The following is a 25,616-nucleotide window of genomic DNA, read 5'->3' on the forward strand; positions in this document are numbered from 1 at the left end:
CTCTCTCAGGGAGGCGGGGAGGGAAGCGCGGGGCGGCACGGCCGCCCGCCCGCGCCCCTCAGTCCCCCCGCTCTGCGAACCCGCGCCCCACCGTCTCCCAGAAGACCTCCACCACCCGGGCGAGGAACTCCCGCCCCGCGTCCCCGGAGGCCGTGGCCGCGACGCCCCGGAAGCCTCCGGCCACCGGCCTCGGCACCAGTTCCCCCTGGTACGAGGCGTGCAGCTCGGCCAAGGCATCCTCGATCACCCGGCGGTGCAGCGGCACCACCTTCGCCACCTGCCGCACATATCCCTGCCACCGGGTGGTGACGGCCCCGCGCAGCAGTTCCGCGAGCCGCGCCTCCCGCCCCGTCAGTGCGACGAAGTCCGGCAGCGACAGCTCCAGCACCTCGGCCAGCACCGCCGACTGCCGGTCGGTGCCGCTCCACTCGCCCGCCTCCTCCATCCGCACGTAGGCGGAGAGGCCGAGCCCGACCGCGTGCGCGACGTCCTCCGGCGCGAGGCCCCGGGCCACCCGGTGCTCGCGCAGGGTGCGGGGCGCCCCCACGAGATCGCCGGGCGCGCACCACAGGACACCCGCGAGGGCGAGGAGTTCGGAGGAGGTGGGGGCGACGTCCCCGTGCTCCCAGGAGATCACGAGGTCGGGGCTGACGTACGGCATGCCGAAGGAGGCACGCATGCCGTAGGCGACGTGTTCGGGAGCCATGCCGAGGGCCGCGCGCAGACGGCGGGCGGCACGGGCGTCGAACGGGGCAGCGGGGGGCGGCGGCACGTGTGGTCGGTGTGGCACGGGCCACACCGTAGGGCCTCGGTGCTGCGGTGACTACGTTCTGTCCGGCCACAATCACAGATCGTAGGAACATACGGATTCTTGCCGTGGTCCCGCTCCCACGGGGGACGCCCCTGGCCGGGGCGTCCCCTTCAGCCGCTCAGCAGCGCCTCCAGCGCCCTTCCTGTCGCCGGATGACGGTCCGTCAGCACGGCCGCGCCGCCCGCCGGCACCTCGGCCGGTGGCCAGTTCCGCTCGCAGCCCAGCAGCCGCGCCACCGCGTCCGTGCTCGCCCGGTGCGTCCGCAGCAGCACACTGCCGGCCGCACGGGCCGCCGGTGCCGGGGACGGCGCGGCAGGGGCCTCCCGCCACGGCGGTATCCACGCGTCCAGCTCCGCCAGCCGCCCCGGGAAGATCCGGCCCGCCTCGCGGATCAGCAGCGGCAGCGGTCCGGGACCGCCCGCCCGCAGCGAGGTGATCAGCGTCGGCAGCCACGGCAGCAGCACCGCGTCCGGCAGCCGCCCGAAGGCGTTGGACACCGACTCCACGACGAACTCCGCGAGCTGCGGCACCGGCTCCAGCGCGTGCAGGAAACCGCTCAGATAGCGCGGGTAGGACGGCACCACCAGCGGGTTGCCCAGCAACTCGTCGCACCGCCGCCGCAGTTCCTCCCGCGACAGCCGGCCCAGGTGCACCTGCCCGGCCCACAGCAGCGCCACCTTCGCCGCCTCCTCGGGGTGCGACTGGGCCACCGCCAGCTCGAGCTGCGTCCGGTCGCAGCCCAGCGACAGCGCCAGCCCCTCCATGCCGAACAGGAAGCCCAGCGTCGCCGCGACCTGCGGCACCGTCGCCTCCTCGTCGGCGAAGGCCGTCGGCAGCAGCGTGCAGTAGTGGGCGTAGCCGGTGCGGACGAAGGACTCGACCCACCGGGGCAGTTCCGGCGCGGCGGTCCGGTAGTACGCCAGCAGCCGCCGCACCCGGCGCAGCACCTCGGGCGCGCCGTCCACACTGCGCTCGGTCGCCAGGACCTCCAGCGCCCGCGTGCCCAGCTCGTCGGCGAGGCGGTGGCTGCCCAGGTACAGCACCGCGTCCTCGACCGTCCCCAGCACCGCAGCCGTCGTCGCCCGCGGAGCGTGGGCCGTCCGGCGCAGCCGCTGCTCCAGGACCTGCTCGATGCTGACGCCCTCGTAGCCCAGCTCGATCAGGGCCCGCTGGTGGGTGCCGAGCGCCAGGTCCCAGGACTCCTGGAGCGAGCGCTCGCCCAGCGTCCGCTCACCCATGATGGGCCGGGCGGCGCCCTGCGGCAGCAGATACCGCAGCATCCACAGTACGTCGGAGCAGCGCTCCAGCTCCGGCTGCCCGGCGATGTCAAGGAGCGCCCGCTGGACCCCTCGCTGCTGCAGCTTCATGCCGAGCGGCGCGAGCCGGTCGTGCACGTCCCGGGCGAGCGGGGGCAGCGAGTCGTAGCCGACCTGCCCGATCCGGTCGCCGCCCATCATGCTCTCGACGAGCCGGCGCACATCGCGCCGCCCCGGCACCCTGTCCTTCTCGATGCAGGTGACGGCGGCGTCCTGGAAGTCGTACGGCGTCGGCCTGGCCCGGTCGCGCATCCCGGCGAGCAGGATCGACGTCTCGAACACCGCGATGGCGTCCGCCGTGGAGGCGAGGTAGCCGTTGCGGCGTGCGGCCCGCACGATCTCCACCGACCAGCCGAGCAGTTCCGCCTCGTCCACGGCGTCCAGCACGGGCGGGCGCCGCAGGAATCCGGACAGCCGGTCGGGCGCGGCGCCCTCGGCGGAGGGCGCGGCCGACGGGGCCGCCGGTGCCCGCTTCGCGACCGCCTTCTTCTTCGTGCCCGCCTGCCCGGCCAGCCGGTACGGCTTCACCTTGGTGCGCCGGACGTTCTTCGCCCACTCACTCGCCGCGATCGACACCGAACCGGCCGCGAGCCCGAACTGCGCCTCGATCGCCGCGTGGCTGGACGGGATCAGACCGTGCTGCCAGGTGCTGCCGCTGGGCGGGGAGATCGTGAACGTGTCGGCGCCCGCGACACCGAACTCGGCGACCCGGCTGGCCGCGTGGAAGGCCCCGCACACGTACAGGCAGTCCGCCGGATCCGCACCGGTCGCCGCCAGGTGCTCCCGCATCCGGGTCCACATGTACCGCTCGCGGTCCTCGTCCACCCGCACCCGGCCCGGGTCCCCGGGCGCCAGGCGGCGGAACAGGCTGCCGATCAGGAGCATCACCTGACGATAGGTGTCGTGGTCGGCGGCGGCCTCGCCGAGCGGCACCTCCACGTACTGGTGCCACCACTCCGACCAGTGCCGCACCCGTCCGTGCCGCAGCAGGTGCTCCTCCAGCTCGGCGAACCGGGGCCGCAGGTCGCCGATCTCCACGCCGACCGCGTCGCCGTGCAGCGCGGCCTCCTCCGTGGCCGGGGGCGCGTCCGGGTCGGCGGGCTCCCCGGCCCCGCCGGCAGGCGTCTCGCGGACCTGCCACTGGAAGACGTGGTCCGAGGAGCGGTCGACGAGGACCAGCTCCACTCCCGGTGTGTCCAGCGCGTACGCGATCGCCTGGTACTCCGCCGAGGCCTCGGTGATCGGCGCGACCACGGACAGCGGCGCCCACTCGGCGGGCAGCCCCTTCACCTCGCCGGCGAAGGCCTGCACCGCCACCGGCAGACGGCAGTTGCGCAGCTCGGTGAGGAGCGGCGCCATGTCCTCGCACAGCTCCAGGTACACGACCTTCGGCTGCTTCTCCCGCAGCCGCCGCGCCATCGCCAGCGCCGAGGCCGGCGAGTGGTGGCAGACCGGGAAGATCTCCAGCGGCTCGCGCAGCGCCCGGTCCACGTCGTCGACGATGCCGAGCAGGATGCCCTCCAGCGCGTCCGGCCCACCGGCGAAGGCCGTGGCCGCCTCGTGGAGCTGCCCGCGCAGCGCCTCGAACGTGCCCCGCCCCGTTTCGGCGGCGCGCGCGGACTCCGCCCCGGTCACGATCTCCGCCCCGCTCACGACAGGGTCGCGATCGCGTCGCGGCCGCCCTCGAGGAACTCCGGCCAGGAGCCGCCCTCCTCGACGCTGCGCGGCTCGACCACACCGTGCAGGTACTTGTTGAGGATGGCCAGGTCCTCCGGCGCGCGCCGGGCCAGCGAGCCGACGAGCGAGGAGGCGAGCGTACGGGCGTTCAGCGCGCTCTGTCCGAAGAAGTTGCTGTGCAGGATCGCGTCCTCCAGCACACCGATCTGCTCGGCGGTGGACAGTGCCGACTCCAGCTTCTCGTCCTCGCTGCCGGCCGCGGCGGCGGAGGCACGCAGATCGGCGAAGCTCCGCAGCAGCACGTCCAGCAGGGTGGGCGGCACGTCCAGCTCTATCCGGTGCCGGCGCAGCAGTTCCTCGGTGCGGAAGCGGACGATCTCCGTCTCGCTCTTCTTGTTGGTCACCACCGGGATGCGGACGAAGTTGAAGCGTCGCTTGAGCGCGGAGGACAGGTCGTTGACGCCCCGGTCACGGCTGTTGGCGGTGGCGATGACGGAGAAACCGGGCTTGGCGAAGACGATGTTGTCGCTGTCGGCGTCGCTGCCCAGTTCCGGAACGGAGATGTACTTCTCGGAGAGGATCGAGATGAGCGCGTCCTGGACGTCGCTGGTGGACCGGGTCAGTTCCTCGAAGCGGCCGATCGCGCCGGTCTCCATGGCGGTCATGATCGGGGAGGGGATCATCGACTCCCGGGACTGCCCCTTGGCGATCACCATGGAGACGTTCCACGAGTACTTGATGTGGTCCTCCGTGGTGCCGGCCGTGCCCTGCACCACCAGCGTGGAATTGCGGGAGATCGCCGCCGACAGGAGTTCGGCCAGCCAGCTCTTGCCGGTGCCGGGGTCGCCGATCAGCAGCAGACCGCGGTCGGAGGCCAGCGTCACGATGGACCGCTCGACGAAGCTGCGGTCGCCGAACCACTTCTGCGTCACCTCCCGGTCCAGGCCGTCGGCGCGCTCGGAGCCGAGGATGAACAGCCGGACCATCTTGGGCGACAGCCGCCAGGAGAACGGCTTGGGACCGTCGTCGATCGACTCCAGCCAGTCGAGCTCCTCGGCGTACTTGATCTCGGCGGGGGCGCGCAGCAGGTCGGACATGATGAGCCTTTCGGGAGGCGTGTGGGCGGGTGCGCGCACACGCGCGTGAAGAGGAAGGACGAGGAAGCGAAGAGGAACGGGGGGCGGTGGCGCGGGCGCGGCCCGTGCGGACCGGCGCCCTCCCGCTCAGGTCAGGAACGTCTTCAGCTCGTGGACGAGCTTGCGGATGTGACCGGAGAGCACCGGCGCGCCGAGGTCCTTGAACCGTTCCCGGAACCAGGGGTTGACGCTGCCGCGCCCCGAACTGGTCACCGAGCCGACCGGGATGAACTTGGCCCCGGACCGGTGGATCGCGGCCATCGACTCGAACAGCGGCTCGGTCTGCCACTCGTAGAAGTCGGATATCCAGACCACGACGGTGTTGCGCGGCTCGGCGATCTTCGGCTGGGCCAGCGCCATCGCGACCGTGCCGTCCGTGCCGCCGCCGAGGTTGGTGCGCAGCAGGGTCTCGAAGGGGTCGTGCACCCAGGGCGTGAGGTCGAGGGCCTGTGTGTCGTACGCGATCAGGTGGACGTCGACCTTGGGCAGCCCGGCGAAGATCGACGCCAGGATGGTGCAGTTCACCATCGAGTCGACCATCGAACCCGACTGGTCCACCACCACGATCAGCCGCTGCGGCGTCGTCTTGCGGGCGGTGTGCCGGTAGTAGAGGCGGTCGACGTAGAGCCGCTCCTCCTCCGGGTCCCAGTTGGTCAGGTTCTTCCAGATGGTGCGGTCCAGGTCCAGGTTGCGGTAGACCCGCTTCGGCGGGACCGACCGGTCCAGAGCGCCGACCGTGGTCTTCTCCACCTGGGTGCGCAGCACCTCGGCGACCTCGTCGACGAAACGGCGGATCAGCGACTTGGCGTTGGCCAGGGCGAGTCCGGACAGGTTGTTCTTGTCCCGCAGCAACTGCTCGATCAGCGACATGCTCGGGGTCAGCCGCGCGGCGAGCGCCGGGTCGGCGAGGACCTCGCGCAGCCGCATCCGCTTGACCAGGTCCGCCTCGATGGCGCCGAGTTCCGGGCCGATGGCCGGGACGAGGGTGCTCAGGTCGGGTGTGGGACCGCCCATACCGGTCCCGGTCGGGCTCACTCCGCCGGGGCGTCCGCCGCCGCGCAGCCCGCCCGGCCGGCAGCCCAGCGCGCGCTCCAGCCAGCCCGCGTCGGACTGCCAGCGCGCCAACTGCTCCGCGGTGACCGCCCCCGAGCCGGCGGAGAAGACGTTGAGCAGCACCTTCGACACCAGGGCCGCGCGCCGCACCTCGGCGGCCCGGTCGCGCCCCTTCCCGGCGGCGGCGGTGGCGGTGTCGTCGTTGTCGGGTTCGGGCACCATCAGCCGGTCGAACTCCTCGGCGAGTTCGGGGTGGCGCTGCACGATCGAGTCGACGGAGGACTTCGGGTCGAGGAGCGCGGGCGGCAGGCCGATGTCCTTGACGACGGCGAGGCTCGACGACTCCAGCGCCGGCTGCTCCTCCGGGTCGAACAGCCGGGCGAGCAGCCGCCAGTAGAGCACCTGGCGGCGGTTGTCCTCGGGGTGCGCCACGGCCGTTGCCGCGGGAGCCGGGGCGCCCGCGGCGCTCGCGGTGTCCCCGGCGGTTGCGGGGTTCTCGGGGTTCTCGGGGCTCTCGGGGGTTTGGGTGTTTTCGGCGTTCGTCCGGGCGGTCGTGGTCCCGGTCGGCCGGTTCGGTTCGGTCATTTCCGCAGCAGCTTTCCGGCGCGCTCACGCAGGACGGTGACGGCGGTCGTCGCCGCCTTCTCCGCCTTGATCCCGGCCTTGTCGGTGGTGCCCCCCGCCCACGCCCCGGCGTGCACGGCGACGGGCTTCTTCCGTACGGTCGTCTCCACGGCGAGCGGCTGGAGCCGGAACCGTCCGGCGTCCCAGCGCAGCAGCCCTATGCACGCGTGCGAGGAGGCCACCGCCTTCGGGGTGAGCGGTCCGGCGGCCGGCACCCGGTCGGTGTCCACGAGGAGACGGTGACCGGCGACCGTGAACGTGACCGCCCCGCTGTCCGCGTCCTGCTCGATCGCGTAGCCCTCCAGGAAGACCGGTTCCGCGAGGCGGGCGGGATGGCGGTCCAGCGGCGCGGTCGGCGCGGCGCTCGCGGTGGGCAGGACGACGCGGGCGGTGGCGAAGGCCTCGGCGGGCTCCCCGCGGCGGGCGTGCTCCTCGCTCCACACCAGGTCGCCCTCGCCGGTGACCGGCATGCCGGTGACCTCCACCGCGTGGCCCTCGCCGACCGCCCCCAGCAGCGAGAGGTGCGGGCGCAGCAACTGCCAGACGCCGGCTCCCACCACGGTGTCGGGCTTCGGCACCGAGACCCCGGCCCGCACCAGGCGTGGCGCCGAGCCGTCGGCGGGCTCCAGGACGGCGTGCACCTGGGCCTGCGCGGCCGTCGCGTGCTCGTGCAGATCGATCCCGAGCGGCAGCAGGCGTCCGGTGACGGTGCCGGCCGGGGCGCCGCCCGCGGCTCCCGGCACGGTCAGCAGCATCGCCCGTGACCACAGGTCGCCCCAGCGGCGCTCCGGCACGCGCTCCAGGGCGGCGCCCGGGCAGGACGCGGCCAGCTCGGTGGCCAGCCCGTCGAGCAGCGTCGCCAGTCGGCGCAGCGAGGGCTCGGGGAGCATCGCGGAGACCACGGGGGCGGCGCCGGCGACCACGTCGTGGTCGAGGTTGCGCCAGCCCGTGCGGGCCAGGTCGCAGAGCCAGGACCGGGCGGCGAGAAGCAGGTTGGCCGGCTGCTCGGCGCCGGTCTCCGGGTCCGCCTCGGTGTCGGCGTCCGCGTCGGGGGCGCGGCCGGTCAACTCCTGGCTCACGGCCCTCAGCGCGTCATGGACGGAGCCGAGCAGGGCGGTTCGGGCGGCGGCGAGCGCGAGGAGGTGGTCCTCGCCCGCGGTGCCCGCCGCCGCCTTCTCCGCCGCCTCCGAGGCCCGGGCGGCGAGGGGCGAACCCTCCAGGGCCGCGGCGAAGGCCCGCAGGTCGGCGCCCTGGGCCGGGCCCGGACGCAGCAGGCCGCCCGTGAGGACGCGGTCCAGGGCGCCGACCGCGTCCAGGGCCTCCGCAAGCCCGGGCACGGCGTCTCCGAGGGGGACGGAACCGGAATCCGGAGCCGCTTCCTCGGCGTCGTCGCCCGCCGGGGGAGCGCTGGGTTCCGTCGCGGCGGTCGCCGGGAACCAGTGCATCTCCGGGGACGGGGCCGTGGTGGGGGCGAACTCGAGGTAGGACAGGTGGCGAAGGAAGCGGCTGAAGACCGCGGCGGAGGCCTTGCTGTCGTCCGGCTCGGGCCGGCTCAGGCCCATGACCCGCGTGAGGCCGGCCGCGTCCGGCTCCTCGCCGCACTCGGCGGGATCGAGGCGGAGGTAGCGAGCGACGCGTTCGACGCCGTACTGCAGCGAGGCCTGCTCGACGAGATCCCTGATGTGGTTGCAGAAGCCGCCGCGGGCGCCGCCGCAGGGGCGGTTGTTGTTGGTCCGGCAGACGTAGGCGTACGTGCCGGCGGCGACCGACGAGACGTAGACCCGCTCGACCGACGAGCCGCTGGAGACGACGCCCTGCAGGCGGCCGTCGGCCAGCTCGACGAACGGGACACTGGCGAGTTTGCGTGGCCGGGCGGGCGGGGTCACCCGCACCGTGCTTGCCGTTTCCCACTCCGACAACGCGTCATCTCCCTTGTGTGAGCGTGGGGTCGCTGCGGCAGGGGAGGGCACGTCCGGGCATGGCGGGTGGACCCCCCTCGCGGCAGAACCGCGGTATGGGGATCAACGTAGTGGGGGGTACTGACAACGGACTCGCGAGCGGCGCGGGGGTGTGCGGGGCGGCGGTGCCGCCCCGCACACGACGCCCCACGGAGGGCTCAGGCGGGCCCGTTGCCGTCGCGCGCCCGTCCGGTGGCCGGGCGTGCCGCCGGCAGCCGTTCCCGCACCCAGGTCAGTACCTCCGGGGAGTTCAGCGCCGGGGTCCAGGCATCGGCATGCCCGGTGTCCCCGTCGTGCGGCACCCGGCCCACGCCGAGCACGCGCAGGCCCGCACGCCGGGCGGACTCGACCCCGGTGAGGGAGTCCTCGACGGCCAGCGCCGCCTCAGGGGGCACGCCGCACAGTCGCGCGGCCTCGGCGTACACGTCGGGGCACGGTTTGGGCCGTACCACCTGCCGGGGCACGCCGTTGCCCGGCTGCTCCGCCGTGAGGGGTTCCCCCGGCATCACGGTGGGGACGACGACGTGGCGGAAGTGCCGCCGCAGACCGGCACGGTCGAGGCTCTCCTCGACCACTTCCAGCGGGCAGTTGCTCGCCACCGCCAGCGGCAGCCGGCCGGAGAGGAGCCTGACCAGCTCTCCGGCGCCGGGCATGGTCAGCGGATCCTCCGCGACCAGGGACAGGAAGTGGGTGAGCAGCGCGGCGGTCAGGTCGGCCGCCAGGTCCGGCTTGTTGGTCTCGGCGGCCATCAGCCGCCCGCAGTCGAGGTAGTGCACGCCCTTGGCCCGCTCGGCGAACCCCGGGGGAGGCAGGAGTCCGAACTCGCGGAAGGCGCGGTTGCGGGCGTCCTGCCAATGGCGCTCGGTGTCCATGAGGGTGCCGTCGCAGTCGAAGACGACGGCCTGGGGCGACCAGTCGGGCAGGGAGTCTGACATCGGTGTCAAGGAGGGCCTCCTGGAGGTCTGCCGGCGGTCACGCGCGTCCGGGAACCGCGGGGTGGGGTGGGGCGGCCCCGGATGACGGGCCGTGAGGGGAGTCCGCGCCCGCGTCGATGTCGTCGACCGGGGCGGTTCGCATTCCGGGGCATAGGCCGCGAAGCGAAAACATTGCGACGACTACGTTATTTCTGCGGGAATTCATGGGCAATCACCGCTTCGAGTGCTTGCGGCGGGGGTTCCCGGCGAGTAAGCGGCCACGGCGTCACGGCCCGCCGCATCGCGGCGGAGCACCCTCATGTGCCCCCTCGGACGGGAGAGTTGGGGCATATCCACGGGGCATGAATCGCCTGCGGGCGCATGGCGGAAGGCTTCGGCCGAAGAGCCAGGAATGGCCAGCGGAAGGCCAGTTACCACTCCCAGGTGTTCGTATTCGAAAGAGATACGCAATAACCGCGCGCGGGCGATTCCTGATTGCGCCAGGCGTACGCGGGCGCACTACATTCTGCGTGGTTCATTTCCATGTCGATTGATGTCGATCCATGTCGAGCGAAGGTGCGTCGCAGCGTGCAGGAACGGGCCAGAGCAACCCGCAGATCACTCCTGGAGGCGGCCGCCTGCCTCTTCGCGCAGCAGGGCTACGCGGGAACCAGCGTCAACGACATAAGTGTGCGGTCCGGACGGACCAGCGGGTCCGTCTACTTCCATTACGCGAGCAAGGAGGGCATCGCCCTCGCCGTCGTCCGTGACGGCTTCGCCACCTGGCCGAGCCTCCGGGCGCACTACGAGAACCACAGCGTGCCCCCGCTGCACCGCCTGGTGACACTGAGCCACGAGATCGCCCACGCCCTCGCCGAGGACCCCCTCACCCGGGCGGGCGCTCGTCTGTGGGCCGAGCGCGGCACCATCAACGTCCGCCTCCCCGACCCCTTCGGCCTCTGGACGACCGCGACGACACGCCTGCTGGCCCAGGCCAGGAACCGGGGGCACCTGGCTCCCCATCTGCGCCCCGCGCCCACCGCGCGCACCCTGGTGCGCACCTTCTTCGGCTTCTGCACCCTCACGGAGGCGCTCGAAGGCCCTGACGCCCTCGCCGGACGCCTGGCCGACTGGTGGGAACTGACCCTGCCCTCCCTGCGGGGGCACCCGCGACCCGCCGCGGGAGAACCGCCCGAACCACCGCCCGCACCCGAGCCGCCCGCACCCGAACCCACCCTGCCCCAGCAGTCCGGCCGCCGCGGTGCCCCCTACGACGTCCAGCGGTAGATCAGCTCCGGGCGCCCCACCTGCCCGTACAGCGGGCTCCGCGTGGCGCGCCCGCCGGTGACCAGGTGCTCCAGGTACCGCCGCGCCGTGATCCGCGAGATCCCCACCGCCTCCGCGAGCCCCGTCGCGGTCAGCCCCTCGGGCGCGGTGTCGCGCAGCGCCCTGGTGACGCGTTCCAGCGTCGGTCCGCTCAGCCCCTTCGGCAGCGCCGCGGGACCCGGCGCGCGCAGCGCGGCGAGGGCGCGGTCCACCTCGTCCTGGCCGCTTGCCTCCCCCACGGACGCGTGGAACTCCGCGTACCGCACCAGCCGGTCCCGCAGGGTCGCGAAGGTGAACGGTTTCAGCACGTACTGCACGACGCCCAGCGAGACCCCCTCCCGGACCACGGCGAGGTCCCGCGCGGAGGTCACCGCGATGACGTCGGCGTGGTGCCCCGCCGCGCGCAGGGAGCGGGCGAGCTGCAGTCCGTGCACGTCGGGCAGGTGCAGGTCGAGCAGGAGGAGATCGACGGGCATGCGGTCCAGCGCGCGCCGCGCCTCCGCGCCGCTGTGCGCCTTCCCGACCGCGGTGAAGCCGGGCACCCGGCCGACGTACATGACGTGCGCGTCGGCGGCGACGGGATCGTCCTCCACGATCAGCACACGGATCGGCCCGGAGCCGCCCGCCCCGCCCGTCTCCCCGGCGTCCGCCCCCGTCACGCGTCCTCACCCCCGACGACGACCGCCCGCCCGGCCTTCGCACGGGCCGCGGGCAGGGGCAGCCGCACCTCGAACTCGGCCCCGCCCCCGTCCGCCCGGGCCACCGACAGCCGGCCCCCGTGCCGCTGCACGGTCTGCCGCACCAGGGCGAGCCCCAGGCCGCGCCCGCCGGGCCCGGCCGGCTTGGTGGACCAGCCGCGCCGGAACACCGCCTCCGCGTGCGCGGGGTCCACCCCCTCCCCGGTGTCCTGGACCCGCAGCAGCAGCTCCGGCCCGTCGGTGTGGTCGGTGTGGTCGGATTCGTCGGTGGTCGCGGTCACGGTCACCCGCGCGCCCACCGAGCCCTGTGCCGCGTCGACCGCGTTGTCGATCAGGTTCCCCAGGATCGTGACCAGGTCGCGGGCGGGCAGGGACGGCGGGAGCAGTCCGTCGTCGATGCCGCTGTCCTCGCTGACCACGAGTTCCACGCCCCGCTCGTTGGCCAGTGCCGCCTTGCCGAGCAGCAGCGCGGCCAGCACCGGCTCGCTGACGGCGGCGACGACCTGGTCGGTGAGCGTCTGGGCCAGCTCCAGTTCGGCGGTCGCGAACTCGACGGCCTCCTCCGCACGCCCCAGCTCGATGAGCGAGACCACCGTGTGCAGCCGGTTGGCCGCCTCGTGCGCCTGGGAGCGCAGCGCCAGCGTGAAGCCGCGCTCGGAGTCCAGCTCGCCCATCAGCGACTGCAGCTCGGTGACGTCCCGCAGGGTGACGACGGTGCCCCGACGCTCCCCGCCGGAGACGGGGGAGGTGTTGACCGCGAGGACCCGGTCGGCCGTGAGGTGGATCTCGTCCACCCGCGGCCGTGTGGACAGCAGCGCGCCGGTGAGCGGCGCGGGCAGCCCCAGATCGGCCACCGACCGTCCGAGGACCTCGCCGCCCGCCCCGAGCAGCTCCCGTCCGCCGTCGTTGATGAGCGCCACCCGGTACTGCCCGTCCAGCATCAGCAGCCCCTCGCGCACCGCGTGCAGCGCCGCCTGGTGGTAGTCGTGCATCCGGCTCAGTTCGGTGGCGTTCATCCCGTGGGTGGAGCGCCGCAACCGCGCGTTGATCACGTACGTGCCGACGGCGCCCAGCGCCAGGGCCCCGCCGGCCACTCCGGCGAGCGTGGTGACCTGGTCGTGGATGCGCGCGGAGATCGCCTCCACGCGGATGCCCGCGCTGACCAGGCCGACGATCTCGCCGTGGTCCCGGATCGGGGTGACGGCCCGCACGGACAGCCCGAGCGTGCCCTCGTACGTCTCCGTGAAGGTGTGTCCCGCGAGTGCCGGGGCGGTGTTGCCCACGAACTTCTTCCCGATCAGGTCCGGGGTCGGGTGGGTCCAGCGGATGGCCCGGGGATTCATGATCGTCACGAAGTCCACGCCGGTGTGCCGCTGGACGCGGTTCGCGTAGGGCTGGAGGCGCGCGGAGGGGTCCGGGGTGCGGATCGCCGCCCGGACGGAGGGGGAGTCCGCCACCGAGCGGGTCACGGCCAGCGCCTGCCGGGTCGCCGCCTCCTTGGCCTGGTCGCGGTCGCTGAGGTAGGTGAAGACCGCGTAGCCGAGGACCAGCACCGCGAGGAGCACCGCCTGCATGGCGAAGAGCTGTCCCGCCAGGCTGCGGGGTCTGGGCAGCCGGGCGAGCACGCCGGTCAGGGGGGCGGGGAGGCGCATGCCGCCAGTGTGCCTCTCGCCGTAAGCGTGAACTAAATGAACGGAAGCGTGACCGCCCTCACAGGGGCGGGAGATAGTCGCCGCATCCCCCGGACGTGAGCCGCACGCCGGTGATGCCGACGACGTCGTCAAAGGAGGGCAGCAGTGTCCAGCACCCCCGCCACGGCACATGCCGCACCCGCCCGCAAGCGGGACCGCACCCACTACCTGTATCTCGCGGTGATCGCCGCGGTGGTGCTCGGCGTCGCCGTCGGGTTTCTCGCACCGGACTTCGCCAAGGAGCTGAAGCCGATCGGGACCGGCTTCGTCAACCTGATCAAGATGATGATCTCGCCGATCATCTTCTGCACGATCGTGCTGGGCGTGGGCTCCGTCCGGAAGGCGGCCAAGGTCGGCAAGGTCGGCGGGCTGGCGCTCGGCTACTTCATCGTGATGTCCTTCGTCGCGCTCGCGATCGGCCTCGTGGTCGGCAACCTCGTCCACCCGGGCAGCGGCATGCACCTGACCGAGGCGGTCAAGGGCGTCGGCCACGAGCAGGCGGCGGCCGCGGCCGAGGGTCCCGTGGACTTCGTCCTCGGCATCATCCCGACCAGCCTGGTGTCCGCGTTCACCGAGGGCCAGGTGCTCCAGACGCTGCTGGTGGCGCTGCTGGTCGGCTTCGCGCTGCAGGCCCTCGGCGATTCCGGCCGGCCGGTCCTGCGCGGCATCGAACACATCCAGCGGCTGGTCTTCCGCGTCCTGTCGATGATCATGTGGGCCGCGCCCATCGGCGCGTTCGGCGCGATGGCGGCCGTCGTCGGGGAGACCGGCGTGGACGCGCTGAAGGCCCTCGCGACGATCATGTTCGGCTTCTACGCCACCTGTGTGCTGTTCGTGTTCGTCGTCCTCGGCGCGATGGTGCGCCTGGTCGCCGGCGTGAACATCTTCCGGCTCCTGAAGTACCTGGGCCGGGAGTTCCTGCTGATCCTCTCGACCTCCTCCTCGGAGTCCGCGCTGCCCCGGCTCATCGCGAAGATGGAGCACCTGGGCGTGAGCCGGCCGGTCGTCGGCATCACCGTGCCGACCGGCTACTCCTTCAACCTCGACGGCACGATGATCTACCTGACGATGGCCTCGCTGTTCATCGCCGACGCGATGGACCAGCCGCTGGCCCTCGGGCAGCAGATCACCCTCCTGCTGTTCATGATGGTCGCCTCCAAGGGCGCGGCGGGCGTCACCGGGGCGGGCCTGGCCACGCTGGCGGGCGCCCTGCAGTCCCACAAGCCGGCGCTGGTCGACGGCGTCGGGCTGATCGTCGGCATCGACCGCTTCATGAGCGAGGCGCGGGCGCTGACGAACTTCGCGGGCAACGCGGTGGCCACGCTGCTGATCGGCACCTGGACGGGCGAGGTCGACAAGGAGCGGGTGACCCGGGTACTGGCCGGAGACCTGCCCTTCGACGAGCGGATGCTGCTGGACAACGGCGAGGAGGCGCCCGCCGAGAACGCGCCGGAGGCGCCGGAGGCGCGGGAGGACGGTGGCAAGCAGCTCGCCAAGGCGTGACGGTCACGGCCCGATCGCCACGGCGCCCTCGCCACGGTGAGGACACCACCGCGAGAACTGCCCCGAGGCCCCCGAGGCCCCCGAGGCCCCCGAGGCCTCCGAGCCCCGCGAACACGCTCACCTGACGGAGCGGCGATACGGCCCCGTGCCCCCCGAGGGCGCGGGGCCGTACCGCGCCCGCGACTTCGGTGAAGTCCGAAGGGCTGCCGGACAGCCCTCGGGAATTTTCTTGCCTTGACGTCGGCGTCAAGGCTTAGCGTCCTCGTATGCGAATCGGCGAACTGGCGGCGCGGACCGGCACGACCACACGCACGCTGCGCTACTACGAGTCCCGCGGACTGCTTCCCGCACGACGCGGCGACAACGGGTACCGCACCTACGACGAGGCGGACCTCGTCCTCCTGAGGCAGATCAGGACCCTCCAGGACTTCGGGTTCGACCTGGAGGAGACCCGCCCCTTCGTGGAGTGCCTGCGCGCCGGCCATCCGTCCGGCGACGCCTGCCCCGCCTCGCTCGCCGTCTACCGCCGCAAGCTCGCCGAGCTCGACCGGCTCGTCGACGAACTCGGCGCGGTACGGCGGAAGGTCGCCGGGCAGCTGGAGCGGGCGGAGCGGGCCCGCGAGGAGCTGTCGGCCGAGGCGGAGGTTCCGGGCGGTCCGGAACCGGTGTGCGAACTGGGAGGACGGACGTCGTGAACAGAACAGCGGGTGTCACCGAGGTGACGGACGCGGACTTCGAGGAGCAGGTCCTCGGGGCGGACTTGCCGGTGCTGGTGGAGTTCACCGCCGACTGGTGCGCGCCCTGCCGTCAGATGGGACCGGTCCTCGGCGCCCTCGCGGACGAGGAGGGGCACCGCCTGAAGGTGGTGAAGCTCGATGTGGACACCAACCCCGAGACCGCCCGCGCCTACCGGGTGCTGTCCATGCCGACCTTCCTCGTCTTCCGCGAGGGGGAGCCGGTGCGGTCCATGGTGGGCGCGCGTCCGGGCCGCCGGCTGCGTGCGGAACTCGAGGACGCGGACGTGCTCTGAACGGCCCGCACCCCGGACGGGAACAAGAAATCCCCCGAGCAATTGCGCTCGGGGGATTTCTTCGCGTATATTGAACGATTCGCGACTTCGCCAAATGGGGTCGCAGAATTGATCGATGACCTCAGTATATCCGGCCGGGAGCGGAATTGTCAAACACGGGATCGCACACAGAAGCACGAACGGGATCGCACGAGAATGACGCCGATCAGGAATTGCGGCGCGAGCAGGAGTTCATCGACGACCTGTACGTGCGTGTGGACCGGCTGCGGGGCGCCACCGAGACCGCCGTCGAGGACGCGCTCGCCCAGGGCAGCACCCCCATGCAGGCCCGGCTGGAGCGGGACATCACCGTCGCCGAGCGCTCCGGGCTGCTGGCCGCGCTGAACGCCGTCGACGGCTCGCTCTGCTTCGGCCGCATCGACACCTCCTCGGGCACCGCCCACCACATCGGCCGGCTCGGGCTGCGCGCCGACGACGCCGAGCGCACCCCCGTCCTCGTCGACTGGCGGGCCCCCGTCGCCCGCCCCTTCTACCTGGCCACCGGGCACACCCCGATGGGCCTGCGCCGCCGCCGGCACATCGGCACCGACGGGCGCCGCGTCACCGAACTGCACGACGAGATCCTCGACCTCGCCGACACCGAACGCACCGGACACGAGGACCCCACCGGCGACGCCGTCCTGCTCTCCGCGCTCAACTCCGCGCGCACCGGCCGGATGAGCGACATCGTGCAGACCATCCAGGCCGACCAGGACCGCATCATCCGCGCCCCGCACCGCGGCGTCCTCGTCGTGGAGGGCGGCCCCGGCACCGGCAAGACCGCCGTCGCCCTGCACCGGGCCGCCTACCTGCTCTACGAACACCGCGAACTGCTCGCCCGCCGGGCCGTCCTCATCGTCGGCCCCAACCCGGCCTTCCTCGGCTACATCGGCGAGGTGCTGCCCGCGCTCGGCGAGACCGGGGTGCTGCTGGCCACCGTGGGGGAGCTGTTCCCCGGCGTGCGGGCCACGGCAGTGGACGGCCCGCGGGCCGCCGCCGTCAAGGGCGGCCTCGCCATGGCCGAGGCCCTCGCCCGGGCCGTCGCCGACCGGCAGGCGCTGCCCGACCCGGTCCTGACCATCGCGCACGACCGGGAGGTGCTCCTGCTCGACGACGGCCTCGTCCGGGTCGCCCGCGAGCGCACCCGGGCCGCGAAACTGCCGCACAACGCGGCCCGCGAGCACTTCGAGGGGTACATCCTCAACACGCTCACCGACATGGTCGCCGAGCGCATCGGCACCGACCCCTTCGACGGCACCAACCTCCTCGACCCCAGCGACCTCACCCAGATCCGCGACGAGCTGGCCGACAACCCCGAGGTGTGGTCCGCCATCGACCGGCTGTGGCCGGTGCTCACCCCGCAGCGCCTGGTCGCCGACTTCCTCGCCGCGCCCGAGGACCACCTGAGCGCGGAGGACGCCGACGCGGTCCGGCGGCCCGTCACCCGCGCCTGGACCCCCGCCGACGTGCCGCTGCTCGACGAGGCGGCCGAACTGCTCGGCGAGGACGACAGGGTGGTGCGCGCCCGCGCGGAACGCGAGCGCGCGGCGCAGGTGTCGTACGCGCAGGGCGTGCTCGACATGTCCTACGCCTCCCGGACCTACGAGTTCGAGGACAAGGAGGAGGGCGACCCCGAGAGTTCCGAGGTGCTCTCCGCGCACGACATCATCGACGCCGAACGCTTCGCCGAGCGCCAGGAGGAGGACGACCACCGCAGCGCCGCCGAGCGCGCGGCGGCGGACCGGACGTGGGCCTTCGGCCACATCGTCGTCGACGAGGCGCAGGAACTCTCGCCGATGGCCTGGCGATTGCTCATGCGGCGCAGCCCGACGCGCGCGATGACCCTGGTCGGCGACCCCGCGCAGACGGCGGAGGAGGGAGGCGTCGGGTCCTGGTCGGACATCCTCGAGCCGTACGTCGGAGACCGCTGGGAGCACACCCGGCTCGGCGTCAACTACCGCACGCCCGCCGAGATCATGGACCTCGCGGCGGCGGTCGTACGGGCGCAGGACCCGGCCTTCGAGCCGCCGGAGTCGGTCCGCTCGACCGGTGAGCGGCCCTGGATCCGCCGGGTGGCCTCCGGCGAGCTGCCCGGCGCGGTGGAGAAGGCGGTCGCCGAACTGACCCCGTCCGAGGGCCGGCTCGCGGTCATCGCCCCGCGCGGCCTCCACCGGTCGCTGGCCGCCCGCCTGCCCGGCGTCACGGCGGGCGCGGAACCGGACCTCACCCACACCGTCGTCCTCCTCGACCCCCGCCAGGCCAAGGGCCTGGAGTTCGACGCGGTCCTGGTGGTGGAGCCCGGCCACTACGGCACGAGCGACCTGTACGTCGCCCTGACCCGGGCGACCCAGCGGCTGGGCATCCTGCACACCGGGGACCTGCCGGCGGGGCTGAGCACCACCTGACGGGCGGGGCTCACTCCCGGCCGCCCCCTGTGCCCCGGGCGGCCGGGAGCCCGCCGCGCCCCGCCGGGTCGCGCGCCACAATGGCCCCGTGAACGACACGGTCGCGGTTGCCCTGATCACCTCCCTGTCCACGCTCACGGCCGCCGGACTGGCGGGCTGGGTCTCGGCCCGGACGAACGACAGGCAACTGCGGCACCAGGCCGCCCTGGCCCGCGAGGAACGCGCCGAGCGGCGCGCGCTCGACCGCCGCGAGCTGCGCCGCGAGACGTACGAACGGTTCCTGGCCCGCGCGGACGCGGCCTACCGTCTGCTGGACGAGTGGTGGCAGGCCCCGCCGTCCGCGCGGGCGGCGGCCGCGGAGGAGGGCTTCGCCGCGCGCAGGGCGCTGGACGAGGCCCTCGTCCGGGTCCGGCTGGCGGGCCCCGAGGAGGTCGCGGAGCGCGCGCGGGCGGTGGTGCGGGGCGTGGGCGAGGAGTTCCGCACCCACGCGGGGGCGGCGCGCACGCCCCCCGACACGGCGCACCGACCCGCCTCGTCCCCCGCCGGGTCCGCCCCGTCGTCCACCGCCTCGCCCCGCACCCGGGCACTGCGGAGCCGGGAGACCACGACCGACGCCTTCCTGGCGGCCGCCCGTACGGCCCTGCGGGAAGAAACCCCGTGACCCGGGGCCGAGGCCGCGGGTGGCTTGGCCCCCCTCGACCGGGCCGGAGGGCACTGTCACCGGCCGCTGATATCAAGGGCCGCATGAACACGGAACAGGCCTCTCCCGAGGACCTCGCGCTGCTGCGCGCGACCTTCCCGGCCGCGGGCGACCACCGTCCCCCGCTCGGCCGGGAGGCGGTGCGCGCCTTCGAGGCGGCCCACGGCACGGTCCTGCCGGAGCCCTACCGGACCTTCCTCGCGGAGATCGCCGGGGGCTCGCCCTCGGGCCCGCCCGCCTACGGGCTGCTGGGCCCGGCGGAGCTCCCGGCCGACTGGGGGGACGACCGGCCGCGCCGCGAGCCGGGCCTGCCCTTCCCCCTCACCGCCCCCTTCATGTGGGAGGGGCGGGCGTGGGAGGAGGACGACACCGACCTGGAGGAGATCGACGCGCTCATGGACCGCGTCTTCGACCACGGATCGGTCGTCCTCGGGACGGACGGGTGCGGCATGAACTGGCATCTCGTCGTCACCGGCCCGCACCGCGGGCACATATGGCTCGTCACCGGGGAGGGCGCGGACCCGTTCGGCGCGGAGTTCGGCGGCACCACGGCCGGGTCGGGCTTCGCGGGGTGGGTCAGGCACTGGGCCGAGGGGAAGGACTGGTACGACGCCTTGTGACGGGCCTCAGCCGGCCGCCCCCTCGCCGCCCCGGCGCGCGGGCCGTGCGGCGGACCGGCGGCGGGTGGCGTGGAGGGAGCCGAGGAGTTCGAGGGACTCGGCGCTGGGGCCGCCCGGCTCGGCCTGGTAGACGAGGAGTTGTTGCCCGGGTGCCTCGCGCACGTCGAAGGCCTGGTAGGTGAGGGTGAGCGCGCCGACCTCCGGGTGGAGGAGGTGCTTGGCGCCCCGGGTCTTCCCCGACACGGTGTGGGAGTTCCACACGGCGGTGAAGTCCGGACTGTGCGCGAGGAGATTGTCGAGGAGTTCCCGCAGCCTCGGGGCGTCCGGGTCGAATCCGTACGCCTCGCGCAGGTTCGCCACGGTCGCCCGGGCGGTCCGGTCCCAGTCGGCGTAGAACTGCCGTCCCGCGGGGTCGAGGAAGGTCATCCTGGCCAGGTTGTCCGCAGGGGTGAACGGGGCGAAGAGGGCCTCGGCCAGGGCGTTGACGGCGAGGAGGTCAAGGGTCCGGTTGATCACGAACGCCGGGGCGCCCGAGTGGCCGTCCAGGAGCATCCGCAGCGAGGGGCTGACCTGTTCGGTGGAGCCGGGCAGCAGGTCCCCCGGGACCGCCCCGGCCAGCCGGTACAGGTGCGCCCGGGCGTCCGCGTCGAGGCGCAGCGCGCGACTGAGGGCGTCGAGCACCTGGGGCGAGGGGTGGCGTTCGCGGCCCTGCTCCAGGCGGGTGTAGTAGTCGGCGTTCACCCCGGCCAGGACGGCGACCTCCTCGCGACGCAGTCCGGCGACCCGGCGGGCGCCGTGGCTCACCATGCCCACGTCGTCCGGCCGCAGCCCGGCGCGGCGTCCGCGCAGGAAGTCCCCCAGGTGGTTGTCGTCCATGGGTGCAGCGTAGGCGGCGGCCCGGGGCCGTGCCCGGGTGTGTCGCACCCAGGCAGCGGGTGCCCTGCCCGCGCGCGGACGGCCTGCGCAGACTCGGCGGTGGCGGTGGCGGTGGCGGTGGCGGTGGCGGCGGTGGGAGACCCCGCCGCACACACCACCACCCACCGTGCGGGCCGCCCGGAGGTGGTCGCCCCCGTGATCCTCTTCCTCGTCCGCGCCGGCTCCTCCTTCGTCACCGGTTCGGAACCGGTGATCGACGGCGGACTCACCGCCCACTGAGCGGCTCCGCCCCTGTCGTACCGAGGGACCGGGAGCCGTGATCAAGTTGGCCCGAATCGGACCCTGTTGAGCCTTCAACCGTGCATATGCTTCAAAGGTCAAGCAAATTCCGGTGCCGCGTCCGGTCCTCCGGGACCCGCTCGCGCCGTCACGGAGGTGCGGACCGAGCACGGCACGGCAGGCCGGAACTCCTCCACAGGAAGGCAGTCGGATGAAGATCGGCACTCTGGTGAGCGGCGTGGCGGGCACGGCGGCCGTGGCGGTGAGCGCGCTGGTCATGGCGCCCCCGGCCTCGGCCGCCGCTCCCACCACCGCGACCGTCCAGGTGGACTGCGGGGACTGGGGCACGGGCCGGGCCACGGTCACCGCCGAGCAGCGCGGGGGCGCCCCGGCCGTGACGTTCTCCACGCCCGTGGTGTGGGCCCACCACTCCATCCCGGCCGACTCGATCAGCACGACGGCGACGCTGTCCGCCGCCCACGGCCGGACGGCCACCCTGACCGGGAAGGCCAACCCCGCCTGGACGCTGCTCGGCCAGCCCTTCGACTCCGGCGTGCTGACGGGCACCGTCACCCCGGGCGAGGCCTACCGGTTCACGTCGATCACGAGCACCTTCGGCTCCCTGACCATCCACTGCACGGCCGTCTCCGCGCAGACCCCGGGACCGTTCGTCTTCTGACCCGGCCGACGCGCCTGTCCCGGCCCCGCGGGGGAGGGCCGGGACACGGAGGCCGCGGGTGCGGCTAGGCCGGCCGCAGCCACACCGTCGACAGCGGCGGCAGCGTCAGGGTGAGGCTGGCGGGACGGCCGTGCCAGGGGACGGGGTCAGGCTTGACCGGGTCGGCGTTCCGGGCACCGGAGCCGCCGTACCGGTCGGCGTCCGTGTTGAGGGCCTCGTGCCAGGCCGGTATCTCCTCCGGGACACCCAGCCGGTAGTTCTCGCGGGCCACCGGGGAGAAGTGGGAGACCACCAGCAGCGGGCTCCCCTGCGCGTCGTACCGCAGGAACGCGAAGACGTTGTCCTCCGCGGCGTCGCCGACCACCCACGAGAAGCCCTCGGGCGAGGTGTCGAGCTCCCACAGCGCCGGGGTGGCGCGATAGACCGTGTTGAGGTCGCGCACCAGGTCCCGCACGCCGCGGTGGTCCGGCTCCGCGCCGTACGCCGGGTCGAGCAGCCACCAGTCGGGGCCGTGCGCCTCCGACCACTCGGCGCCCTGGGCGAACTCCTGCCCCATGAAGAGGAGTTGCTTGCCGGGGTGGGCCCACATGAAGCCCAGGTACGCCCGCTCGTCGGCCCGTTGACGCCACCAGTCGCCCGGCATCTTGCTCACCAGGGAACCCTTGCCGTGCACGACCTCGTCGTGGGAGATGGGCAGCACGTAGTTCTCGCTGTACGCGTACACCATCGAGAACGTCATCTCGTTGTGGTGGTACTTGCGGTGGACCGGGTCGTGGCTCATGTAGTCGAGCGAGTCGTGCATCCAGCCCATGTTCCACTTCAGCCCGAACCCGAGCCCGCCGAAGCCGCCCGGGCCCTGGTGGTCGGTGGCCCGGGTGACGCCGTCCCAGGCCGTGGACTCCTCGGCGACGGTGACGACGCCGGGGCAGCGCCGGTACACGGTGGCGTTCATCTCCTGCAGGAAGGCCACCGCGTCCAGATTCTCCCGGCCGCCGTGCTCGTTCGGCGTCCACCGGCCCGGCTCGCGGGAGTAGTCGAGGTAGAGCATGGAGGCGACGGCGTCCACGCGCAGGCCGTCGATGTGGAACTCCTCGCACCAGTACACGGCGTTGGCGACCAGGAAATTGCGCACCTCGTTGCGCCCGTAGTCGAACTCCAGCGTGCCCCAGTCGGGGTGGGCGGCCCGCAGCGGGTCGGCCGGCTCGTACAGCGGGCGGCCGTCGAACTCGGCCAGCGCCCACGCGTCGCGCGGGAAGTGGGCCGGCACCCAGTCCATGAGGACGCCTATCCCGGCCCGGTGCAGCGCGTCGATCAAGTACTTGAAGTCGTCCGGAGTGCCCAGGCGGGAGGTGGGGGCGTAGAAGCCGGTGACCTGGTAGCCCCAGGAACCGCCGAAGGGGTGCTCCGCGACGGGCAGCAGCTCGACGTGGGTGAAGCCCAGGTCGGCGACGTAGGCGGGGAGCTGCTCGGCCAGCTGCCGGTAGGTGAGGCCGGGGCGCCAGGACGGCAGGTGGACCTCGTACACCGAGAACGGGGCCTCGTGCGCCGGGCGTTCGCCGCGCGCTGCCACCCACTCCGCGTCGTTCCACTCGTGGTGCGAGGCCGTGACGATCGACGAGGTGGCCGGCGGCACCTCCGTGCGCCGGGCCATCGGGTCGGCCCGCAGCGTGTGGCTCCCGTCGGGCCGGGTGATGTCGAACTTGTACAGCTCGCCCTCGCCGACGCCCGGCACGAACAGCTCCCACACCCCGGAGGAGCCGAGCGAACGCATCGGGAAGGCGGTCGCGTCCCAGAAGTTGAACGTCCCGGCCACGCGCACCCCGCGCGCGTTCGGCGCCCAGACACTGAACCGTGTGCCCCGCACACCCTGGTGCGTCATGGGCTCGGCACCCAGGACCCGCCACAGCTCCTCGTGCCGGCCCTCGCCGATGAGGTGCAGGTCGAACTCGCCGAGCGTGGGCAGGAAGCGGTAGGCGTCCTCGGTCTCGTGCGTGGCCCCCTCGTACGCGACGAGCAGGCGGTACTCCGGCACCTCGCGCAGCGGCAGCAGCCCGGAGAAGAAGCCCTCGCCGTCGTCCTGCAGCTCGGCGCGGAGGTCACCGGTGACCACGGTGACGGACCGCGCGTAGGGGCGCAGCGCGCGGAACACCACCCCGCCGGTGACGGGGTGCGCCCCGAGCACGGAGTGCGGGGCGTGATGCGTGCCCTCGAGCAGCCGCGCCCGGTCCTCGGCGTGCACGGCGGGGGACACGGCCACCTCGCCGACGGCAGGGGACTCCTTCGGCGGGGTCTTCCCGGCAGTGACCTTGTCCGCGAGGGTCTTCCCGGCCGCGGTCCTCTTCGCCGGTGTCTTCTTGGCCGCGGCCTTTTTGGCCGTGGTCTTTCCGGCGGGCGTCGTGTTCTGCTTCGCGCCCGCCTTCTTGAGGGCGGGCGCCCCCGCCGTGGCCGCCTTGGCGGCGGCCGCCCCGGCGGTGGCCTTCTTCGCCACCGCCTTCTTGGCGACGGTCTTCTCGGCCGGGGCCTTCTTCGCCGTGGCCTTCTTCGTGGCCGTCTTCTTCGTGCTCGCCTTCTTCGCCACCGCGGTCTCCTTCCTCACCGGGGCCTGGCGGGCGGCGGACGCCTTCTTCGCGGCGGCAGCCTTCCTGCCGCCGCCGGCCGGGGTTCCGGTGGCGCCGTTTCGGGGGTTGCTGTCGTCGGAGGAAGAGCGGGGGGTCACGGGTGGGGCCTCCTCGGCGGGTACGTCGGCAGGAAGGGCGGGGGCGGTACGGCGGTGCGGGAGCGACCGGTCACGAGGACGCGTCGGCGGCCAGCCGGCGCACCGCCGCCATCGGCACGGCCAGCCAGTCGGGCCGGTGCCGGGCCTCGTACAGGACCTCGTAGACCGCCTTGTCCGTCTCGTAGGCCCGCAGCAGCACCGGCTCGGTGCGCGGGTCCACGCCCGCGACCTCCCCGTACCCGGCGCAGTAGGCCGCCCGGCAGGCGTCCGCCCAGTCGCCGGCGCGCGGGGTGGCGGACGGCACGGAGTGGGCGGCGTAGTCGAAGGAGCGCAGCATCCCGGCGATGTCGCGGACCACCGGCTGCGGCAGCCGCCGCTCGGTGAGCGGCTTGGACGGCTCCCCCTCGAAGTCGATCAGCGACCACTCCCCGGAGGCCGAGCGCAGGCACTGCCCCAGATGCAGATCGCCGTGCACGCGCTGCGCGGTCCAGGTGTGCCCCTCGGCGGCGAGGCCGGCCAGCGCGTCGAAGGCCGAGCGCAGCGCGGGGACGTACGGCCGCAGCGCGGGCACCGCCTGCGCCGTCGCCTCCAGCCGCTCGGTCATGCCCTCGACCAGCGGCCGCACCTGCGGATGGCCCAGGGTGACGGTGGGCAGCGCGCGGGCCAGCGCGGTGTGCACCTCGGCGGTGGCCCGGCCCAGCGCCCGCGCCTCGGCGGCGAAGTCCTCGCTCTTGGCCAGCTCGCGCAGGGCCAGCTCCCAGCCGTCGGAGGCGCCCCGCACGAAGGGCTGGAGCACGCCGAGGACGTACGGCTCCTCGGCGGGGTCCGCCCCGGCCGCGAAGTCGGACCGGTCCGAGGTGTCCGCCCCCTCGGCGAGGTCGGCCAGCAGCCACCCGGTCGGGGCCGGCACCCGCGGGCAGTCCTCGCGGGCCAGCGCGAGCGGCAGTTCCAGATCGGGGTTGACTCCCGGCACGAGGCGCCGGAGCAGCTTCAGGATGAACGTATCTCCATAGATGATCGAGGAGTTCGACTGCTCCGCGGTCGCCACCCGCGGCACGAGTTCCTCGCGTATCTCCTGGCGTCCGTCCCGCTCGAAGCGGAGCGCGCCGATGCGGGCCCGGGTGCGTATCGCCTCCAGGAGCATGTCCGCGCAGCGGGGGTCGTGCAGCGCCTCGAAGACGGTCCGCCCGGCGAGCGGGCCCTGTTCCACGTGGCCGATCAGCGCGGGTGCCAGCCGGGGCGGCAGCACCTCGCGCACGCCTATGAGGAGCTGGTAGCAGTCCCCGGGGTGGGTGGGGGAGCCCTGGGCGTCCGGCTGGTGGGCCCGGACCATGAGGTGGAGCAGCCCGAGGCGGGAGCCGGCGGGCAGCAGCTCGGTCGCGGCGACCAGGGAGAACCCGGTGACGGGGCGGCCCTTGCCCGCGAACCAGCGCTGCCGGGGCAGCCACTCGCGCAGGAGCGGATCGAGGGACGCGAGGAGGCCGGGACTGGTCGTGACGGTGGTGGCACGGGTGACGGCTTCCGGCATGGCGTGCGTCCTTTCCCCGGGGTGGTCGGGGTGTCTC

General features: G+C 73.5%; 20 protein-coding genes and 1 pseudogene. 9 read left to right on the forward strand and 12 right to left on the reverse strand.

Going from position 1 to position 25,616, the window contains the following annotated elements:
* Nucleotides 1-58: 58 nt before the first annotated feature.
* The 7 genes and pseudogenes from OHB09_RS23150 to OHB09_RS23180 form a co-directional block, all read right to left on the reverse strand.
* A complete protein-coding gene (locus OHB09_RS23150) occupies nucleotides 59-790 on the reverse strand; it encodes a helix-turn-helix domain-containing protein (protein WP_328922479.1) in 732 nt (243 codons plus the stop codon).
* Nucleotides 791-921: 131 nt separating this feature from the next.
* Nucleotides 922-3,780, reverse strand: coding sequence for a DUF5682 family protein (locus OHB09_RS23155; protein WP_407077342.1), 2,859 nt, complete (start codon nucleotides 3,778-3,780; stop codon nucleotides 922-924).
* On the reverse strand, nucleotides 3,777-4,901 hold the full coding sequence (locus OHB09_RS23160; RefSeq protein ID WP_006142515.1) for an ATP-binding protein: 1,125 nt from the start codon (nucleotides 4,899-4,901) through the stop codon (nucleotides 3,777-3,779). The genes OHB09_RS23155 and OHB09_RS23160 overlap by 4 nt, the downstream gene beginning before the upstream one ends.
* A gap of 126 nt (nucleotides 4,902-5,027) precedes the next feature.
* Nucleotides 5,028-6,578 carry a VWA domain-containing protein gene (locus OHB09_RS23165; RefSeq protein WP_328922480.1) on the reverse strand — a complete coding sequence of 517 codons (1,551 nt, stop codon included), beginning with the start codon at nucleotides 6,576-6,578 and terminating at the stop codon, nucleotides 5,028-5,030.
* The gene (locus OHB09_RS23170) at nucleotides 6,575-7,954 is read right to left on the reverse strand and encodes a hypothetical protein (RefSeq protein WP_328923051.1); all 1,380 of its coding nucleotides are present in this window, start codon (nucleotides 7,952-7,954) and stop codon (nucleotides 6,575-6,577) included. Before OHB09_RS23170 ends, OHB09_RS23165 begins: the two co-directional genes overlap by 4 nt.
* Before the next feature lie 81 nt (nucleotides 7,955-8,035).
* Nucleotides 8,036-8,536 (reverse strand): annotated as a pseudogene (locus OHB09_RS23175) (hypothetical protein); the annotation flags it as partial.
* Nucleotides 8,537-8,733: 197 nt separating this feature from the next.
* Nucleotides 8,734-9,519, reverse strand: a complete 786-nt coding sequence (locus tag OHB09_RS23180) for an HAD family hydrolase (RefSeq protein WP_006142518.1) — start codon at nucleotides 9,517-9,519, stop codon at nucleotides 8,734-8,736.
* Nucleotides 9,520-10,077: 558 nt separating this feature from the next.
* On the opposite strand from OHB09_RS23180, the gene OHB09_RS23185 reads away from it, so the two are divergent.
* Nucleotides 10,078-10,776 carry a ScbR family autoregulator-binding transcription factor gene (locus OHB09_RS23185; RefSeq protein WP_191891310.1) on the forward strand — a complete coding sequence of 233 codons (699 nt, stop codon included), beginning with the start codon at nucleotides 10,078-10,080 and terminating at the stop codon, nucleotides 10,774-10,776.
* Here the strand turns inward: OHB09_RS23185 and OHB09_RS23190 are convergent.
* Nucleotides 10,758-11,474, reverse strand: coding sequence for a response regulator (locus tag OHB09_RS23190; protein ID WP_093591630.1), 717 nt, complete (start codon nucleotides 11,472-11,474; stop codon nucleotides 10,758-10,760). The two genes, OHB09_RS23185 and OHB09_RS23190, sit on opposite strands and share 19 nt — an antisense overlap.
* Entirely contained in the window at nucleotides 11,471-13,165 is a 1,695-nt protein-coding gene (locus OHB09_RS23195; protein WP_328922481.1) for a sensor histidine kinase, read from the reverse strand. Before OHB09_RS23195 ends, OHB09_RS23190 begins: the two co-directional genes overlap by 4 nt.
* A gap of 144 nt (nucleotides 13,166-13,309) precedes the next feature.
* On the opposite strand from OHB09_RS23195, the gene OHB09_RS23200 reads away from it, so the two are divergent.
* From OHB09_RS23200 to OHB09_RS23225, 6 genes are all read left to right on the forward strand, one after another.
* Nucleotides 13,310-14,707, forward strand: a complete 1,398-nt coding sequence (locus OHB09_RS23200) for a cation:dicarboxylate symporter family transporter (RefSeq protein WP_167792632.1) — start codon at nucleotides 13,310-13,312, stop codon at nucleotides 14,705-14,707.
* A gap of 266 nt (nucleotides 14,708-14,973) precedes the next feature.
* Nucleotides 14,974-15,402, forward strand: coding sequence for a MerR family transcriptional regulator (locus tag OHB09_RS23205; protein ID WP_006142523.1), 429 nt, complete (start codon nucleotides 14,974-14,976; stop codon nucleotides 15,400-15,402).
* A complete protein-coding gene (gene trxA / locus OHB09_RS23210) occupies nucleotides 15,399-15,737 on the forward strand; it encodes a thioredoxin (protein ID WP_040896340.1) in 339 nt (112 codons plus the stop codon). Before OHB09_RS23205 ends, trxA begins: the two co-directional genes overlap by 4 nt.
* A gap of 212 nt (nucleotides 15,738-15,949) precedes the next feature.
* Nucleotides 15,950-18,181, forward strand: a complete 2,232-nt coding sequence (locus OHB09_RS23215) for a HelD family protein (protein ID WP_234527768.1) — start codon at nucleotides 15,950-15,952, stop codon at nucleotides 18,179-18,181.
* A gap of 88 nt (nucleotides 18,182-18,269) precedes the next feature.
* Nucleotides 18,270-18,842, forward strand: coding sequence for a hypothetical protein (locus OHB09_RS23220; protein WP_328922482.1), 573 nt, complete (start codon nucleotides 18,270-18,272; stop codon nucleotides 18,840-18,842).
* Nucleotides 18,843-18,925: 83 nt separating this feature from the next.
* Entirely contained in the window at nucleotides 18,926-19,501 is a 576-nt protein-coding gene (locus tag OHB09_RS23225; RefSeq protein ID WP_167792635.1) for an SMI1/KNR4 family protein, read from the forward strand.
* 6 nt (nucleotides 19,502-19,507) lie between these two features.
* Here OHB09_RS23225 and OHB09_RS23230 read toward each other — a convergent pair whose 3' ends face one another.
* A complete protein-coding gene (locus tag OHB09_RS23230; protein WP_234527766.1) occupies nucleotides 19,508-20,377 on the reverse strand; it encodes a helix-turn-helix transcriptional regulator in 870 nt (289 codons plus the stop codon).
* A gap of 99 nt (nucleotides 20,378-20,476) precedes the next feature.
* On the opposite strand from OHB09_RS23230, the gene OHB09_RS33330 reads away from it, so the two are divergent.
* Both OHB09_RS33330 and OHB09_RS23240 read left to right on the forward strand, forming a co-directional pair.
* Nucleotides 20,477-20,656, forward strand: a complete 180-nt coding sequence (locus OHB09_RS33330; RefSeq protein ID WP_407077343.1) for an SDR family oxidoreductase — start codon at nucleotides 20,477-20,479, stop codon at nucleotides 20,654-20,656.
* A gap of 211 nt (nucleotides 20,657-20,867) precedes the next feature.
* On the forward strand, nucleotides 20,868-21,335 hold the full coding sequence (locus tag OHB09_RS23240; protein WP_006142531.1) for a hypothetical protein: 468 nt from the start codon (nucleotides 20,868-20,870) through the stop codon (nucleotides 21,333-21,335).
* A 64-nt stretch (nucleotides 21,336-21,399) separates the two neighbouring features.
* Here the strand turns inward: OHB09_RS23240 and glgB are convergent, their stop codons facing one another.
* Complete coding sequence (gene glgB, locus OHB09_RS23245; RefSeq protein ID WP_328922483.1) at nucleotides 21,400-24,051, reverse strand: 1,4-alpha-glucan branching enzyme; 2,652 nt, start codon at nucleotides 24,049-24,051, stop codon at nucleotides 21,400-21,402.
* A 70-nt stretch (nucleotides 24,052-24,121) separates the two neighbouring features.
* Nucleotides 24,122-25,579, reverse strand: coding sequence for a maltokinase N-terminal cap-like domain-containing protein (locus OHB09_RS23250; RefSeq protein WP_167792638.1), 1,458 nt, complete (start codon nucleotides 25,577-25,579; stop codon nucleotides 24,122-24,124).
* Between the last annotated feature and the right edge of the window lie 37 nt (nucleotides 25,580-25,616).

The organism is Streptomyces griseoaurantiacus, assembly GCF_036189845.1.
Taxonomy (GTDB): Bacteria; Actinomycetota; Actinomycetes; order Streptomycetales; family Streptomycetaceae; genus Streptomyces; species Streptomyces griseoaurantiacus.

What these genes read in the sequence shown, in the direction of transcription:
- OHB09_RS23160 (WP_006142515.1), bottom strand. Translation starts at nt 4,901, where the DNA reads ATGTCCGACCTGCTGCGCGCCCCCGCCGAGATCAAGTACGCCGAGGAG.
- OHB09_RS23205 (WP_006142523.1), top strand. Translation starts at nt 14,974, where the DNA reads ATGCGAATCGGCGAACTGGCGGCGCGGACCGGCACGACCACACGCACG.
- OHB09_RS23225 (WP_167792635.1), top strand. Translation starts at nt 18,926, where the DNA reads ATGAACACGGAACAGGCCTCTCCCGAGGACCTCGCGCTGCTGCGCGCG.
- OHB09_RS23230 (WP_234527766.1), bottom strand. Translation starts at nt 20,377, where the DNA reads ATGGACGACAACCACCTGGGGGACTTCCTGCGCGGACGCCGCGCCGGG.
- OHB09_RS23240 (WP_006142531.1), top strand. Translation starts at nt 20,868, where the DNA reads ATGAAGATCGGCACTCTGGTGAGCGGCGTGGCGGGCACGGCGGCCGTG.
- OHB09_RS23250 (WP_167792638.1), bottom strand. Translation starts at nt 25,579, where the DNA reads ATGCCGGAAGCCGTCACCCGTGCCACCACCGTCACGACCAGTCCCGGC.
- OHB09_RS23165 (WP_328922480.1), bottom strand. Translation starts at nt 6,578, where the DNA reads ATGACCGAACCGAACCGGCCGACCGGGACCACGACCGCCCGGACGAAC.
- OHB09_RS23195 (WP_328922481.1), bottom strand. Translation starts at nt 13,165, where the DNA reads ATGCGCCTCCCCGCCCCCCTGACCGGCGTGCTCGCCCGGCTGCCCAGA.